The 17,146-nt window shown below is 61.4% G+C and carries 12 protein-coding genes; 5 read left to right on the forward strand and 7 right to left on the reverse strand.

All coding sequences use genetic code 11. The features are described from left to right. Positions 1-15: 15 nt before the first annotated feature. Complete coding sequence (locus tag ACNI3Q_RS00185) at positions 16-1,353, forward strand: cation:proton antiporter (RefSeq protein WP_426273122.1); 1,338 nt, start codon at positions 16-18, stop codon at positions 1,351-1,353. 802 nt (positions 1,354-2,155) lie between these two features. On the opposite strand, the gene ACNI3Q_RS00190 is transcribed toward ACNI3Q_RS00185, so the two are convergent. After that, entirely contained in the window at positions 2,156-3,214 is a 1,059-nt protein-coding gene (locus ACNI3Q_RS00190) for a BLUF domain-containing protein (RefSeq protein ID WP_426273124.1), read from the reverse strand. Between the two features lie 879 nt (positions 3,215-4,093). Between ACNI3Q_RS00190 and ACNI3Q_RS00195 the strand changes: the two genes are divergently transcribed. Beyond that, entirely contained in the window at positions 4,094-5,296 is a 1,203-nt protein-coding gene (locus ACNI3Q_RS00195; RefSeq protein ID WP_426273126.1) for a TrbL/VirB6 family protein, read from the forward strand. 447 nt (positions 5,297-5,743) lie between these two features. Here the strand turns inward: ACNI3Q_RS00195 and ACNI3Q_RS00200 are convergent, their stop codons facing one another. Beyond that, complete coding sequence (locus ACNI3Q_RS00200; RefSeq protein ID WP_426273128.1) at positions 5,744-7,222, reverse strand: amidohydrolase family protein; 1,479 nt, start codon at positions 7,220-7,222, stop codon at positions 5,744-5,746. Positions 7,223-7,619: 397 nt separating this feature from the next. Here ACNI3Q_RS00200 and ACNI3Q_RS00205 point away from each other — a divergent pair, with 397 nt between their 5' ends. Further along, on the forward strand, positions 7,620-8,729 hold the full coding sequence (locus ACNI3Q_RS00205; RefSeq protein WP_426273130.1) for a formylglycine-generating enzyme family protein: 1,110 nt from the start codon (positions 7,620-7,622) through the stop codon (positions 8,727-8,729). A 106-nt stretch (positions 8,730-8,835) separates the two neighbouring features. On the opposite strand, the gene ACNI3Q_RS00210 is transcribed toward ACNI3Q_RS00205, so the two are convergent. Then, positions 8,836-9,183, reverse strand: coding sequence for a hypothetical protein (locus ACNI3Q_RS00210; RefSeq protein WP_426273132.1), 348 nt, complete (start codon positions 9,181-9,183; stop codon positions 8,836-8,838). Positions 9,184-9,326: 143 nt separating this feature from the next. Further along, positions 9,327-10,694 carry an alpha/beta hydrolase family protein gene (locus ACNI3Q_RS00215; RefSeq protein ID WP_426273134.1) on the reverse strand — a complete coding sequence of 456 codons (1,368 nt, stop codon included), beginning with the start codon at positions 10,692-10,694 and terminating at the stop codon, positions 9,327-9,329. A 308-nt stretch (positions 10,695-11,002) separates the two neighbouring features. Between ACNI3Q_RS00215 and ACNI3Q_RS00220 the strand changes: the two genes are divergently transcribed. After that, the gene (locus tag ACNI3Q_RS00220; RefSeq protein WP_426273136.1) at positions 11,003-12,892 is read left to right on the forward strand and encodes a polysaccharide lyase family protein; all 1,890 of its coding nucleotides are present in this window, start codon (positions 11,003-11,005) and stop codon (positions 12,890-12,892) included. A gap of 277 nt (positions 12,893-13,169) precedes the next feature. On the opposite strand, the gene ACNI3Q_RS00225 is transcribed toward ACNI3Q_RS00220, so the two are convergent. Beyond that, positions 13,170-14,150, reverse strand: coding sequence for an alpha/beta hydrolase (locus tag ACNI3Q_RS00225; RefSeq protein WP_426273139.1), 981 nt, complete (start codon positions 14,148-14,150; stop codon positions 13,170-13,172). 2 nt (positions 14,151-14,152) lie between these two features. Next, entirely contained in the window at positions 14,153-14,731 is a 579-nt protein-coding gene (locus tag ACNI3Q_RS00230) for a nuclear transport factor 2 family protein (RefSeq protein ID WP_426273141.1), read from the reverse strand. Between the two features lie 119 nt (positions 14,732-14,850). Here ACNI3Q_RS00230 and ACNI3Q_RS00235 point away from each other — a divergent pair, with 119 nt between their 5' ends. After that, complete coding sequence (locus ACNI3Q_RS00235; RefSeq protein ID WP_426273143.1) at positions 14,851-15,768, forward strand: LysR family transcriptional regulator; 918 nt, start codon at positions 14,851-14,853, stop codon at positions 15,766-15,768. 256 nt (positions 15,769-16,024) lie between these two features. Here ACNI3Q_RS00235 and ACNI3Q_RS00240 read toward each other — a convergent pair whose 3' ends face one another. Further along, complete coding sequence (locus tag ACNI3Q_RS00240) at positions 16,025-17,089, reverse strand: LacI family DNA-binding transcriptional regulator (RefSeq protein WP_426273145.1); 1,065 nt, start codon at positions 17,087-17,089, stop codon at positions 16,025-16,027. Between the last annotated feature and the right edge of the window lie 57 nt (positions 17,090-17,146).

Below are 17,146 nucleotides of genomic sequence, written 5' to 3' on the forward strand. Positions count from 1 at the left end.
GCATCAACCAAAGGAATGACTGTGGCCATTTCGCATAATGTCTACGTGCTTGTGCTGGCCGGAGCAGGTGCGCTGATCTTACTGACGGCCTGGTTGCCGATGCTGCTGCGCAAGGCACCATTATCGCTGCCGATCCTGTGCGTGGCTGCGGGCGCCGCGTTGTTCGCACTGCCCCTGCTTCGGCCCTTCGCGGTTCACCCGCTGGAATATTCGGTGCTGGTCGAGCGGGTCAGCGAATTGGTCGTCATCGTCTCGCTGATGGGTGCAGGACTTAAGATCGACCGGATTATCGGGCTACGCAATTGGGTGCTAACCTGGCGACTGCTGGGGATCGCAATGCCGGTCACCATGCTGATCGTTGCCGGATTGGCATGGGGGTTGATGGGGTTCGGCCTGGCAACGGCGCTGCTGATCGCGGCCATACTGGCCCCGACCGACCCAGTGCTTGCCAGCGACGTGCAGGTGAACGGGCCCGGCGAAGGGAACGAGGATGAAGCACGCTTTGCCCTGACGTCGGAGGCTGGCCTCAACGATGGCCTTGCCTTTCCCTTTGTCCACCTCGCCATTGCCCTCAGTGCAGCCTCGTTCGGCACCAGCGACCTGTTGCAATGGGTTGTCCGCGACCTGGTATGGAAAACCGTCCTGGGTGCAGGCGCGGGCTATGCGATCGGCCGCGGTCTGGGGTATCTCACCTTCCATCTGCCGATGCGTGCCAGTCTATCGCGCACGGGGGACGGTTTCGTCGCACTCGCTGTAACATTCCTTGCTTATGGTCTGGTCGAGACACTCGGCGGGTATGGCTTTTTGGCCGTGTTCGTCTCGGCGCTTGCCATCCGCAATGCGAGCCGGGATCACCATTATCATCATCGGCTGCACGATTTCGCTGAATCGGCTGAGCGGTTGCTCATGATGGCATTGTTGATCCTGTTCGGTGGTGTCGCAGCCTTTGGCGGCCTTCTTGCCTCGCTTGACTGGATGATGCTGCTGTTCATCGCAGGCGTCCTGCTCGTCGCGCGGCCCGCAGCTGGCCTTCTTAGCATGGCAGGGTCGAATGTGCCGTGGCGCGAACAGATTGTGATCGCGTTTTTCGGCATCCGCGGCATCGGTTCGATTTACTATCTCGGTTTTGCGCTCAATCATGCGGAGTTCGCCAACCCTGAACGCTTGTGGGGCATTGCCGGCGGTGTTGTGCTGGCTTCGATCCTCCTCCATGGCATGACGGTCACGCCTGCGCTCAGCGTTCTCGATCGCTGGAAAGGTGGCAAGGGCGGGCCAAGGCGCGATGCTTTGCCGTCTCACCACGCCACCCCGATCCGCGCTGACGGTCCGGATGCGATGCACAGAAAGGTATAGGGAACAAAGGCAGCGCATGTCATGGCTTTGCGGCTAACCGACAGCGGCAGTTTCGTTGCGCCAATCAAATGACGGGCAGCAGCGGTTCGATGGGGTGGTCGGGCCGATAGCAAAGGCAGGGCCGCTTGCGGCGGATCAATGATGCAAACTGCGCCGCCTGGGGAATGAAGATGAGCAAGATTGTTCATCGAACCCAGCAGTCTGGCCCAGTTTCCGCGGATCGAGGGTCGGGACGCTACCGCGCTGGAGAGCCATGGCTCCTTGGAGAGGAAGGTCCATCAACACCCGGTTGATATGGATGGCCGTCATGCCAATCGCGCCTGCGAGCACCAGTTCCAAGAGCGGCAGGCCCGGTTCGTCGCCATCGGCGAAAACCGCGGTTCAACCCGCGCAGCGGGGGTTCACACATCAGACAAGCCACCCGCTTTATCGAGCCGCCTCGGGCCATGCTGACGATGCCCGCCCGTATGGTGCCTTCATCGACAGGCTGGCACGCATCTCGACCCCGGGTAACACGTGCCACTGCCGCGCTTGCCAGTACCTGGATGTTGCGATCCATTTCGGCGGGCAGCTTGAGGTTCAAATCGCAGGCTTCGCCAAATATCATGCAAACCATGATCTGGCGTTTGCCGCTTGCGAGGACCTTGTAGCTAAACGTCCAGCCTTCAAGGACCACGCACATCGTCGCTCGACCAAGGCGAAACAAGTCGCCCGAGATATTGATGGCGAGCCAGTGCCCGCAACCGGCGATCCGCACGGCCGAACTGGTCCGTATAACCGATCGCTTGCTGCCTAGCGTGCGCTAACGCAGCCTTGTCCTACGGACCAGTTCGGCCATGCGGAGGCTTGAACCGGTCGCAGATCGGCGGGCGTGATCGGCACCCACTGACGCAGCCGTAGCGTATGCCTCGGCAAATATTCGTCCCCCGACCGAGATAACGGTTGGATGACCCGTCGCTACTTGGCGGGCGTGTTCAATGGCCGTTCGAAGCCGATCCATTCCGTGCCCCCTTGCGAGCGCCTCTGACAAGCCAATATCCATTGCATCGGGTTGCTGGTCGCCGAGTTGATTGATCAGAGCCTCCTCGCTGTCTGGAAATGCAAGATCGACTTGCCATCCCGCATCGAGAAACTGATCGACGAGAAGGGAAGACCCAAGCCCGTGCGGTTCACCTGGAGCTGAAGCGATCAAAATGGTGTAATGGTTTGGACCAGAGGGTTTGCCGCTCGCATGATAATGCGCCGCATGCCCCGCCAGTTGCAGCATGCTTAGCCCAATAGTCAGATCAAGTTCGGTGCATTCGTCCGCCAGCCAGGCATCACCAAGCGCGCGCGCGGCAGGCTCGATGATCAAGGAAATGATGGTTTCATGGCCCCAGTCTTTTTCTGCAAGCGACAGAACCAGCCCATCAAGGCGAAGATCGTCGCCATCCAGCGCGAGTTGCACCATCCTGCGGATGTAGCGATCGACAATGGTGGGCGTTTCCCGTTGTTTCGGGTGGCGCCTAGGCGCGCTGCCCGGCCGATTGTAGAGGAGCAGATCCCAGTCAGAAAACAGACGCTTGCGGGTCAGGTGCTCGCTCAATACTTCAATCTGATTGTGACGCCGATCTTGCTTTACTGAGGCCCAGATCGTCTGGAGACCCTCTGGCGGTCCTTCGAGCGTCTGGAAAAATCGGCCGTTGTCGAACAAGAGCATCCCAGTGACACCGACGCTACGGTTGCGGGCGCGGGCCCTGCTGACCAGCCGGTCGAGCTCGGTGGTGCTTGGTCGAGTGGCGGCAACACTGCGATACGTGATGCACCCAATCCAACCAGCCTGGTCAGTTCGATCAAGTTCAACGGTTTGCATCGCGGTCATCCGGCCAGCACAATATCACTTGCCAGCAGCGACCTGGCACTAGGGTCTCAGTATCGCGATTCCGTTCGAACAACCCAAACACGTGCCTCTCTCCCGACGGGGCTTGTTAACCCCTCGTCGAAGCTGCTGGAGCAAGCCAACGAAATGGATGGCAGTGATGCCGCTCAGCGCCCAACGCAATAGCAGGGAACGTCCCTGATCAAGAGGCATGAGTCAATCGCCTGGCAATTGACTGCGTCGCCTTGCCCCTCTTTGCTCAGCTTGTCGACAAGGTTCGCCTTGTTCCGATCGACGCACCGATATCGAACGGTGGGGCGGCGCATCACTATCACATAGGCCCTCTACCACGCTCAGGATCCTGCTGGTCATCTCTGACGATCCGATCGCCGATGGCAGCGGATATCGCATCGGGGTATCCCGTCTCACGGCCGCTTGAAATCTTGCTAACCCGACGTGTTGCCCTGATTGCTTCCAGTCAGAGGTAGAGTCCGGCTCCGCAGACGGCCTCTTTTCCTGGATCGCTTCACGAAACCTGCCAGTCCGCAATCGGCCCACTAGCGGCCGGGCTGGTTCCGGCATAAGCTGCCTGTCAACAAAGCGCCCCGGTTGCGGCCTTTGAGAACGCTCGTACATCAGGCCAAAACCGGCCGCTCGATCGGCGACCCAATGCTATCAGCTCTTCATAAAAAGCTATCGTTCAGCTTGAGCGCGTAGCAGTGGATTTGCGTACCTACGAGCGGAGATACGGCCTTATCCTTAGGGCCAGACCGGACAATACATCCGGATTATTGTAGCGTGGAATATTCTTTCGACGCCGACCAATTTGCCGTGATATCGTGACAAGAAAGGTGGCTTTCACGCGCCGCTTATGGGGGGGCTATGCTCTGGAACCTGGTTTGCGCGGCTGGTCATTTGCGCACAAGGAAGAAGCGCTTCACTTCTAATCTTCAAACAATCGCGCTGCTAGGCGCCGGGGCCATGACAGGCGCCGTTGCATGCGCGCCCGTCGAGCAAGGGCGGCCGTTCTTCGCATCCGCAATGGGTGCAGCGGGTGTCGGATCGGCGCGTGATGCGGTGATGCCAGCGCGCGCACTGCCGGCATCGTCGGGTGAACCCGCCACTGATCAGCGCCGGCAGCGCAATCTTTATGTGTATGTGCCCGGGGCGGGCGGGCAGGGCGGCTATACGATGGTCGTCCCGGAGGACTCGCCGCTCCATGGCGCGCGTCAGCGTCAGGCGGGTGCTGCTCCGGACAAGGTTGCTCAGGGCCCCTCGACCGCTGCAGCGGCAAAGGCTTCACCGGATCCTGAACCGGGCCCAGTTGCGCAGGCGAGCGAGCTGCCGATCATCATCGCTGATTATCACGATCGCGGGCTGATGCGGGCACCCGATTTTGGAAGCGAAGATCCGGTTGCGGTGCCGCCGGAGGAGCAGATGATGGCATTCCTCATCGGCTATCTGCACAGTTCCGATCCCGCCCGTTATTCCGACGATGATGTGCGGGTGATCCGCGATAAAATTCTGGATGCCGTCGTGGCGGACGACGCCCGTACGCGATCCTGCAACATCATGATCGATGGCGCGCGGCGCAACGGGAAGCGATTGAGAGATGCCGCCAGTGACTGCCTTGATCGCCGCCGTTTGTACAAGGCGATCAAGTGCAGCACGCTGAAGGCGCGGCAAGGCGCCATCCAGAAGATGTTCGCTTCACTGAGCGTGCTCTACAAGGACCCGCGGCTGCAACTGCAGCCCAGCGATATCGAATCCTGGATCGCCTATTCCCGCTGTGTCAGCAGCCTCGACGCATCGTGGTCAATCGTCGAGCCGCCTGAATACTGGTCCTATTTCAGCGGCCTGGTCACCGACATGGTGACATCGGATGCCACCCGATCGGCGATCGCGACCAGGTTCAGGGATGGCCCTACGCCATCGCCAGGCGATCAATGGCGAAGCCCGGTGCCGCATTCCGATTGGGACGATTATCTCGCCGCGCGTCACTATTCCTGCGTGCAAACGCGCCAGCAACACACGCAATTGCTGATCGCCATCCATTGTGCCGCTGCTGATCTCAGAAAGGATTAGCCAGTCCGATCCGCCTGTCAGCGGCGGTGGTGGCGTTTAACCACTGCGCTTCGACCGGCTCGTAACGGCAGCGGGAACCGCTCGGACCTTATTCGACCAAACCAGATGCAGGTGCGCCCATGAGCGAACGGCCACTTTCAGCCACGGTTGCGATGCGGCTGAGGTCCACTTGCGCATGCTTTGAGCCGTTATTGAGCACCCAAGGAAATGACGGCTTTTAATGGAACCATCTAAAACCAGTCTGTCCGCTGCCGGCCCAAAGAAGCGGCAAGGCTGCTTTGGCGGGAGCTGCCGCTCGGCTATGCGCCCCATTCTCGGTCGTCCAGAGCTGCTACGCGCGATCCCAAAAGCTGCCGTTCGCTGAGGTAAGCAATCGCCAGAGAATTGGGTGGAAACCCGAAGGGCGGATTTTGACGTTGGAGACAGCAAACTTCCGTTTTTCGTTGGTCAGGGTACGCTTGCCGCTTGTGGCAAAAACGCCAAGCTATTCATCTTGCGCAGGGCAGCCAGCGCCTCCGCATCGCGCCACACCCGCCCATCATAAAGGCCTGTCGGTCGCATGTAAGCATCGCGATCGGTCAGTGGATTAGTGGCAAGCAGCAGAATGTCTGCAGGCCCATCGACCCTGATCCGGCCCGGTGCCACCGCCCCACCAAACAGCCGCCCAGGCAGCAATGTCGCCGACTGCAGCACCGCAAGTGGGGACAATCCAGCTTGGCCGAGCAGACCAAGTTCAGTAATGAGCGCTGATCCGGCTTGCGCACAAAAGGCCGGGGAATCACTTCCGGCGAGTACCGGCACTCCTGCCGCGACAACCATGCGCAACATCCGCCGCCCCGCATCGGGCAGCGCTTGCGCAACCTCGGGCGATAGTCCGGCATATTGCTGCCGATACAAGGCACAACCGTCGGCCATCCATACAGGTAGCGTTATGGCGTTTGGATCATCGGCGGGCAGATATCCAGCAACCATGGTAGGGGTCAGCACGAGCCCGGCTACTGCTGCATCTTGCAGCGCGGTCATGCAGGCAGGCGTATCAACCTTCTGTGCAAAGGCTGCATAGATGGCCGGGATCGCTTCACCCGAATTGCGGAACCGGGCGGCAATCACCCGGTCGAAATAGCTTTCGGAGTCGGGCGCACATTCGCCCAAAGTGGAGAAATCCAGGTGTTCGATAACGCGAAGACCGATTTGAGCCTGCTCCGCCAATGTCATCCCGGTTTGGGCATGCCCGGTCAGCATCAGGCCTCGTGCCTTCGCTACGGATGCAAGGCGGGCGAGGCGCTTGGCATCGAAACCTGCATAGACTTTCAGGAAATCGACGCTGGCCGCATGCAATTGGCTGACGCCGGCATCAATGCCCCGATCGTCGGTCATCAGCAGCTGACCTGATGCATCGCCATAGGGCAGCGCGAATGTCCACAAGGTCGGCCCACTGCTGATGATGTGCGGCGCGGCGTCATCAGGCGCGCGGAGCAGCGGCAGGAGTTCGTCGCGCGCGGCAAGGCTTTCACCCATGTCACGGGCATGGAGGATGCCGTGGCCCACCATCGCTGCCGCCTGCATCCGAGCATTGTCGGAACCGTTCTGCATCAAGTGCACATGCGCGTCCCACAGCCCGGGGATGGCATAGGCGCCGCCGCCATCAATGACCCGCATCGTAGCCCTGTCCGCGCCGGTGATGGCACCGTCGCTGACGATAGCGAGGATAACATTGCCCCGGATGACAATTGCCCGGCGCAGTGCGACGGCGCCCGTTTCAGTATCGACGATATTGACGTTGCGCACCACGAGGTCGGCATTGCTTCGCCGATCAGGTACATCGGAGAGCTGCGCCGCCGCTGGCCCTGCCGCCAGAATCGCAAGGACCAGCAAACTGAGGGTGCAGATCCGGCACACCGACGCGCGAAACGACAGGCCATGCATTTGGTGTCACCCTCAACAGCGACGCCCTTCGCGGACGCCAATGAAACGTGAGTTTTGCACGCAACCGTGTCAACGATGTCGTCGATCGCCCAAAAGCAGGATTAAGCTCCATGGGAAGGGGAAGCGGGCCAGCGACCGCGCTTGGGGCGCTTCCCGTACGGTAGCTTTCGGCGCGGCACGATCAGGCAGGAACGACAGCGATTGGAGGCTTCCCGACGCAGTTTGCCGTACACGACGGGACCTAGCTCTTCAGATCACTCCGAAAACAACAAGACATCCCAATGCGATTGCCGCCAGCGCCAGAATGATTCCGATTTGTTTACGTCGCACAGGCTGTCCCCCGCTTCAAAGGCGTTCCTACACTGCAACGGCCTCTCAGCTTTCAAGCTTGGAAGCAATGTCGGCAATTGTGCCAGAACTCAAAGGACAGACTTTTCGCGCTGGTCGCAATTCCGGCCATTCAGGTGCCGACCCATTCGCGCGGGCCAAGGGCACCGATGGGCTTGTCCCAACCAAGGGCATCGGCTTATTCGCTAGACCGCGACTGGCAGCAAACACGTCGCTATCGATGGTCTTTGTATGGGTGCTGGCGATGATCTACCGAACCCTTGGGCGGGTAATAGCAGCCGGTTGTTTCATGGCCGCACTGACCTCTTCTGCACACTCACAGGCAACCGCAAATAATCCGGGCGAAACGTTTCGAGACGCGCTCAGCGACCAGTCATCGGGGCCGGAGATGGTCGTGGTTCCGGCGGGGCGATTTGTGATGGGCTCACCGGACAAGGAAGAGGGCCGCGACTTTAGCGAGGCACCGCAAGTCGAGATCACGATCGCCAAGCCGTTTGCCGTGGGCAGATACGAACTCACTTGGGACGAATGGGAACGATGCGTTGCGAAGCGGGGGTGCAAGGACAATTCCCGCATCGGGTTCAACGCGCAGTCGGGCGCCGGCCGGTCGGGCGATGCCGGTTACGGGCGTGGCCGCCGCCCCGTCATCAATGTCAGTTGGGACGATGCCCAAGCTTATGTGGCCTGGCTGAGCAAGGAAACGGGCAAGCCGTACCGCCTGCTAAGCGAAGCTGAGTGGGAATATGCCGCGCGCGCTGGATCGACCGGTCGCTACGCATGGGGGGACGAGGAGCCGACATGCGAGCCGGGGCGGTCCAACACGGCCAATTTCAACGGCCCACAGTCTCCCCGCCTTCTGTCGGGATGCAATGGCCGTCGAACCGAACCGGTCGGCTATTCAGCACCGAACGCCTTCGGCCTGTATGACATGCACGGCAATGTCCGCGAATGGACGCAGGATTGCTTCCACGTCTATCTGGACGGCATCCCGACAGATGGCTCGCCATGGATGATCAACTGCGACCGGGGCGGCGAGGGCAATGTGTTTCGCGGCGGCTCGTTTACCGGTGGCGCATCCCAACTGCGCTCGGCTGCGCGGCAGGCGACCGAAGCCGGTGATATCAACATGGGCTTCCGCATCGCACGGAACCTGGATTGAGAAACAGGGGCTGTAAGGCACAATGACGAGAAGATCCAACGCCAGAGCGATCGTTGCGATTTGTCGCTACGCCGGGACCGACCAAATTGCAGAAGCAACATCGGACTTAAGAGATGAATTTTGCCCAGCGCTTCTCCAGCCCGCTTGGATCGATCTTCGCTTTCGGACCCGCTTTATCTAACGACGAAATCCATTTATCCATCGCTGCACGAGTGAACCGTTGGCCAACTTCGGTTAATTGCGAGAAGCGAATCTCGAGATCTGGTTGACGTGAAACGTCTACGCCTTCGCAAAGCAGTCCCTTGTCTCTCAAAAATTCAGCAAAGACGTATAACTTCTCGGCACCGCGTCGCTGATACGCGCAATCATCGAACATCTCTTGGCCTTTATCGTCGTACGTCGAGACCTTCTGGTTCAGCAGCCACGACACATTCAAGACGATAATATCTTGCATATTGGTTGCTCCAAACTTGCTCTAGAATAAGCGACGTTTTGTCTGCTTTGCCCCAATAGCAGCCATGGAATGCCCTGCGGCTTGGCATCCGTCGGCTCGGCTGGCAGGCCGCAGTTCTCGATCCGTCCGCAAAGCCCGGATCCTTATTGGCTGGATCCTAGATTTGCTTTTAGAAAATCAATGAAGATTGGCCAGTCGGACGGCAACATGCCGTGGCCGCCCTCATGCATATAGTAGCGGAGCGTCCCGCCGACCTGCTTGCCCGGCGCCGGCCAGACGTCAGTGCCCAGTCCCGTTTTACCGAGCAGCGTGTAGACGCGGCTTGCATCGACTGCGGCAAGAAATTCGCCCTTGGGATCCGACCAGTTATCGGTACTGCCGGTCTGCAGCAGGAGCGGACGCGGCGCAAGGAGCGCGATCAGCAGGTTGCCGTCCATCGGCGCGCTGGCGGGTTCGGCGGCGTAGCGGGCATAATTGGCTGCGAACTGATATGGATATCGGGAAGGCGCGACATAATGCGCGATCGTTTCACCATAGATCCGCCGACTGATCGCGGCGCCGCCCTCGCCAGAAACGCTGGCAATAACAGCGGCGATACGAGTGTCGCGGGCACCGGCCCACAACACGGTCTTGCCAAGCCGCGATACGCCCGTGATGGCGATGCGCTTCGCATCGACCGTCTTGTCCGTTTCCAGATAATCCACCACGCGACTGATACCCCAGGCCCAGGCACCGAGCGTTCCCCATTCGTCGGGTGCGCGGTGAGCCTGGCCTGGTTTCAGATAGAGCTGTCGCACACCGTCAGCCATCGCGCCGAAGTCGTCGGGATCAATGTCGCCATAGTAGAACGTTGCGAAGCCGAAGCCGGCATCGAGGAGCGGCTCGATGTCGATCCGACCGAACCCGCGCCCATTGGTCGAGGCCGGGACACGCTTGTGCTGCTGCACGTTCCAGACAAGTCCGGGTGCCACGCCGGGGTCGGCAACAACCGAGGCGTTGGCCACGAAACTAATGTTTAGCAGTAACGGCACCGGCCGGATCGCGCTTGCAGGCGTGTAGGTCAGCAGATTGAGAACGGGCCCGGTCCTGTCCCTTTTGAAATAGATGCGGATCTGCTTGCGGATGGCCTTGCCGTCGAAGGCAGGCGTGCCCGTGTCGTGGATGTCAAACACCATGCCGGCCGGACGGCCCGGTGCCTTGCCATGCTGGTTCTCCTCAAACAGGCGGAGAATCTCGGCGCGGCGCTGGGTAGTCCAGGTCGTGGCGTCGCTCACGGGCTGGCCGTTGGCGAGTACCAATGGATCGGGCAGAACATAGCTGCCGACCCTGGCCTCGTCATAGTTGACGGGAATGCCAGCAATGTCGGTCGGGGCATTTGGTGTGGTCCGGGCCGGTGCCTGCGGCGCGGCCGTCACGAGCGGTTGCTGGGCCAGAAGGGGGCTGCCTACGATCCAAGCCAACAGGCATGCGATCACGGCGCAACCTTTTACCGATAGGGCGCTGGTTTGCATGTCCATCCTTCCCTGATCTGCCCCTGCTGGCATTGCTCGACCGCTGCTGTCGAGGATGTGTTGCGGCGTGACATCCCCACCGTCAATATGCCATGCTGAACGAAAGCAACGCGACACCATGATAGCGAGATCGCTGTGTCGCGAGCGGCAGGGAGAGAAGGGATGCTGCAGCAATTTACGACCGGTGCATGCTCGCGCCTCGGGGAAGTGGCATCCCACGCGAACTCAGCCGCGACTGCATCACCGCACGGCCATGCGGGGGGATGGCCGACCGATAGACCGGTCGCAGCTCTGACCGCCGATCTGTCATGATGCCCTTTCGCCTGACCCGCAGAACGGCGCTGCTTGGCGCTTCGGCCATGGTGTTAGCCGGGCCCGCCGCGCTGGCCCAAACGCCTGGCGTGACGGTCACGGAGGATGCTACCACATTCACCTTGTCGAACGGCATCGTTACCGCCAAGGTTTCCAAAGCAAGCGGTGACTTAATCTCGCTCGTCTATAAGGGCATCGAGACCCTGTATGGCGAAGAAGGCGGGCACCCGTACGGTTACTGGTCACATGACGTGAAGAATGCCACGCGCATAGAGACCAAGCTGACGATCGATCCGCGCATGAATGGCGGGACCCACGGCGAAGTGTCCGTAAAGGGCATTTCGGGTGGCAAGAAAATGGGCAGTGGCCCGGGTACCGCTGCGGGGGGCGATGTCGAGGTCGATATCGAGCTGCGCTATCATCTGGGCCGGGGCGAACAGGGGGTGCACACCTACTGCATCTTCGATCATCCGCCGGAATATCCTGGCTGGACAATGGCGGAGGCGCGTTTCGCTGCCAAGCTGCAGCCTTGGCTCGACCATATCCATGTCGATGCACTTCGCAGTGGGCCGTTTCCGCTGCTGAAAGGCGACAAATATGTCTACAGCCATGTGCAGTCGGAAAACCGCGCTTATGGTTTTTCCAGCGCTGCAAAGAACATTGGCGTGTTCCTGATTGTCACGTCGCCCGAATATCTTAGCGGCGGGCCGACGAAGCCCGAATTGGGCGCGCATGGCGAGAAGCCGACCGTGCTGATGTACTGGCGCAGCAGCCATTACACAGGCGCCAACGTCAGTGTTAAGGCAGGCGAGCAATGGACCCGCGTCGTCGGGCCGCTAATGCTATATGTCAACGAAGGCCAGACAGCCGATGCAATGTGGCGCGATGCAAGGGCCAAGCTCCTTCAGGAGGAGCGGCAGTGGCCCTATGCCTGGGTCAACGCGCCCGGCTTCGTCAACAAGGCGCAACGCGGGACATTGACTGGGCGGCTGGCCGTGGTCGATCCACTTGCTCCGTCAGGGGCAGGAATCAGCGGGCGACTGTCGGTGGGGCTAGCCAAACCGGATTATGAAGTCGCAGGGCCGAACGGCAACACGCGGACGATCGGCTGGCAGAATGAAGGTAGCTGGTACCAGTTCTGGGCGCACAGTGACGATCGAAGCGGTCGGTTTACGATACCCGATATCGTGCCGGGTACGTACACCCTGCATGCCTTTGCTGACGGCATTCTGGGCGAGTTCACGCGCGCTGACGTCACTGTGCGCGCGGGCGAGAAACTGGATCTTGGTAGGCTCGAATGGCGGCCGGTGCGGCGTGGACGGCAGCTTTGGGAGATCGGTACGCCCACGCGCAGCGCGCGTGAGTTCAATTATGGGGACAAATTCTTCCTGACGGCGCTGGCGCTTCAATATCCGGGTCTTTTTCCCGATGACGTGACTTTCCGTATCGGCCAGTCCGATCCTGCCAAGGACTGGTTCTTTCAGCATACGCCGCATAATGAGGATCCGGCATCGCGCTATCGCGATTTCTTTGGCTATACCGGCAATGGCCGGGCAACCCCTTATCGCATCGTTTTTATGATGCCGACGCAGGGCAGGGGCCGAGCAACACTGCGGTTGGGCATCTGCGGTACCGGTGCTGCCACGACGCTCGGCTTCACCGTCAACGGCAAGGAGACCGGCACCCTGCAGCTTCCAGGTGACGGCGTTATGACCCGCCATCAAATCCAGGCGCGCTGGTACGAATTCGAGCATAGCTTTTCCGGCGACCTGTTGCGAGCGGGCGAGAACATGCTCGTCATTACCTGCCCCAGCGGATCGCTTAATTCGGGCGTGATCTATGATTATCTGCGCCTCGAGATGGATGAAGACGCGACATTTGCATAGTTAAGATGCCTATCGTATTTGAAAATTCAGCGCGCATCAGCACTTGAACGGATGCACTGTAGCTTTCCGCAATCAGTCAATAAGCGGCCCGGCTGGTTCGAGGATTGGCTGCATGCCGGTAAAGCTCCATGATGACGGCTGTAGAAAGACGTTGAGCCGATGCCTTAACGTCGGCTCTTTGCAGGACACACCAGAGAGTACATCGAGTCAAACAGGTCGGAACCTGTACCGTGACATGGTTCCGACCAGACGTTTGAATAAATCGCGCCGACGGGTGCTAACGTGGAACGATGCGGGCAAAATGGTCGGCGACGGCGTCTATGGCTGATGCGACAACGGACGGCCGATCATAGAAATCGAACTGGCTGATGCCGTCGAGCCAAAGCTCGCGCTTGTTGCCCGGCACCTTGGCATAGAATTGCCGCGCCCCAGCCGGCAGCGCCGCAGCGTCGCTCTCAACAATCAGGAACGGCTGCGCCAGCTTTGGCGCATAGCGCATGGCATCAAAAGTCAGCCAGCTTTCCCAGAAGGCTGGGTCGACCTTGTTGCGCCAGGCCGGGATCAGCCCGCGAGTCGTCTCGGTGTAATAGGGTACGTCGAACATGATCGCCGTGCGGTCGGTGCGGCTCGCGCCCGGAAAGAAGGTCTGGCGGCCGGTCGCCTTGAAGCTCGCCTCGGCCTTGCGTCCGGCTTCTATGAGGCGGGCGACCGCGTCCTTGCCGCCGTAGATCGTCTCGACAAGCGCGGCGTCGTGGAGCCAAGGCGCGACCAGCGCGATCGACTTCAGGTCGTTACTCTCCGTCGCAGCAGCCACCATGTAGCCGGCGCTGGCGCAGATGCCGAGCCCGCCGACGCGCGCGCCGTCGACCTCGGGCTGCGCTTTCAGGAAGGCGGCCGCCGCGACGATGTCGGCGATCTTGTCGGCCGGAATTTCGCGCTGGCGGATCGCGCCGCCGCTCTCGCCGAAGCCGCGGAAGTCGAAGGCGAGCGCAGCATAGCCGCGGCGCGCCAGCGCGCGGGCGTAGATGGTCGACATCTGTTCCTTGACCGTGAACCAGGCGCCGGTGACGACGACCGCAGGGACCGGCGCCAGCGCGGACGCACCCTCGGGCAAGTAAATCTGGCCGACGATCGTGTCGGCTCCGCTTTTGAAGGTGATGCGACGCATGGTAGCGGCTCCTTTAGTGAAGGGGTTGGCGAGGACGGGGCTGGCGACGGCGAGGCTGGCCATGGCGGAGAGAAAAGCGCGGCGGTCCATGGTCAGCGCCCCTTCGCCCGTTCGGTGGCGAGCGCCACAAGGCCGCGATCACCGATCTCCTGGGTCATGGCGAAGGTCATGGTCGTCACCTTCCAGACGCCGCCCTGGCGCTCGAGCGTCCAGCGATAGCGGCCGATCGGGCGCCAAAGCCGACCGTCAATCCAGTGGCGACCATCGACGAAGGCGGTGGCGGTCGCGCGATCGCCCTCGACCTCAGCGCGCACGTCCTTGAGTTCGTGGCGTGTCGCATCGAAGCCCGGCACGAGCGCGCGCCAGGCGGCCATAAGCTCGACCGGCGTCATGCGCTGGGGCTGGCCGCCCCATAGGCTCGTATAATCAATGACGATCGACGGGGCGAAGGCAGCCTCGGCGAGATCGTAGCGCGCGAGGTCGACTGCGAGCGGAATCGACGAAACGGTCGAGATGATGCGGGCGCTGTCGGGGTCGCCGGCAGGGGTGACGGTGGCAGTCATGGCGGTCTCCTTGGCTGGGTTTTGGGCATGGGCGGGGAAAACTGCGGTCGTCGCGAGCAGCGCCACGGCGGTCGCAGCGGTGCGAGTGACAGTCTTGGAAGCGGCCATCGGCGGGTCTCCTGTTCGGCTCTGACGACCTCACGTCGTCCGATGCCCTCCAAATGCGGCCAAGAACGTACTTTGATAATTCTGCTATTCTCGCGTGGAGTATGCGATATGGTTCAGCAATGGACCGTGATCTGCTTAGCCATCTGCCGGTCATGCTCGCCGTGGCCCGCCGACGCGGGTTCGCGGCTGCGGCGTCCGAGCTCGGCATCAGCGCGTCGAACGTTAGTCACTCGGTGCGCACGGTTGAGGAGCGGCTCGGCACGCCGCTGTTCGCTCGAACGACGCGCAGCGTCGCGCTGACGGCGGAGGGCGAGGCCTTCGTCGCCACGCTCACACCGGCGCTGCAAGAGATCGAAGCGGTCTGGGAGCAGCTGCGCGCGAAGAAAACCGGCGCCTCTGGCCTGCTCCGCATCAACCTCTCCCGCGTGGCGCTGCCGCTCGCGATCAAGCCGGTGATCGCGGCGATGGTCGAGCGCTATCCGGACGTGACGGTCGAGGCCTATATCGACGACGCCCTCACCGACATCGTCGCGGCGGGCTTCGATGCGGGCGTGCGCCTGGGCGAGATGATCGCCGAGGACATGGTGGCAGTGAGGCTGACGCCGCCGTTCCAGGCAATCATCGTCGCGGCACGCTCATATCTGAAGCGGCGCGGGAGCCCCAGCGCCATTGCCGATCTGGCAGCGCATAACTGTATCGGCTTTCGCCAGATCGCGGGCGGTGGCCTCTATCGCTGGGACCTAAACGAGAATGGGCGGGACGTGCAGGCCGATGTGCGGCATGCCGCGATCGTCAACGACCCGCTTGCGGCAATTGAGCTCGGCCTGTCCGGCGTGGGGCTGATCTACGTATTCGAACCGCTGGTGCGCGAGCATCTGGCGGCAGGCCGTCTCGTGCAGGTTCTGCCAGAGGCCGCCATCGAGGAGCCCGGCCTTTTCCTCTACTTCCCGCGCCGCGCGTCGATGGCGCCCAAACTGCGCGTCTTCATCGACTGCGCGAAGGATGTCCTTCGCCCTGGGCGAAATCAGCTAAGTTGATCGAGCTTGTATGTGCTGGCAATCCGAGCCGTGCGAAAGAGGGATATGGTCCTACGACACTGTGAGCGTTAGCTTGCAAATTAAGGTATCAGAACGCGTTCCGGTTCACATTACCACGCGCAAGGTCAGCAATGCGCCCCAGTTTCCGCCTTTCGAATTGCCTGTTACTCGGCCGGAGATCTGCCTCTCCTGATGCCCGTGAGTATCGACAACGATGCACCTTTGATCGTCTGCCATAGGGTCCTCCGCTACCTGCTCACCGTTCCAACGGCTGTGCCGACGGTGCTGCGACTGATCCGCGCCAGTTGATCGTCATCGGTATGACCACAGGCGCCTCCGGCAATGGCTCTCCCCGCTGTTGTGCGATGATCAGTTCGACGGCGCGGGCGGTCAGCGCCGGGACCGACTGATCGACGGTGGTCATGTCGGGATAGAGTGCGCGGATGATCGGCGTGCCGCCGAAACAGACCATCGACAGGTCCTGCGGCACGTGCAGGCCCTGTTCGGCGGCATGGGCCATGGCGCCTCGGGTCATCTGGTCGTTGCTGACGATCAGGGCGGTCGCCCCCGCCTGACCGATCAGCTGCCGCGCGGCCTCGCGGCCCGACGCCTCGCTGAAATCGCCCCAGGCGAGCAGGTCGCTCGGGTCGAGCCCCGCAGCCGCCATCCCGGCCCGCCATCCGTCGATCCGCCAGCGGATCAGCTCATAATCGGCCAGCCCGGCTATGAAGCCAATCCGCCGGTGGCCAAGCGCTGCTAGGCTCGTGGTGGCCTCGCTCGCGGCCCGTTCATCCTCCATCGTCAGGGGGATGCCCGGCCCAGGCACGGCCGATCCGATCCGCGCGATGCTGATCCGATGCTTGTCCAGCAGGGCGAGGATGGTCTGGTTCTGAGAGTGGGGGGGGGTTAGAATGACGCCATCAGGTCTGACCGCGACGATTGCGGAACGAAGCTCATGTTCGACATGGTCACTATGCGTGTCGATCAATTCGACAATGAGACGATAACCATACTCCGCGCATTTCAGCATCCCGCCCAGCAGCATCTGATCCACCCAGTCGGTGCCGTCGCGCGCGCGCCAGCCGGCGATTGTCCGCTCGCGATCATTGAGCGCCATGATCAGATAGGAGCGCGACCCCGCCATGCGCCGCGCAGCAATCGAGGGCACATAGCCCAGCCGGTCGATCGCCGCGCGCACCCGCTCGCCCACTTCCGGGCGGACATGGGCATCGCCGTTGATGAACCGGCTGACCGTTTGCAGCGAGACGCCCGCATCCGCCGCGACATGACGGATGGTCACGGATTGCTTGCGCCGTGCCATGAGCTAGCGTGTCCCTAACATCCCCAAGGCCATCGTACCCCGACGACGGCGCGCCTT

The organism is Sphingomonas eleionomae, assembly GCF_049889035.1.
Lineage (GTDB): Bacteria > Pseudomonadota > Alphaproteobacteria > Sphingomonadales > Sphingomonadaceae > Sphingomonas.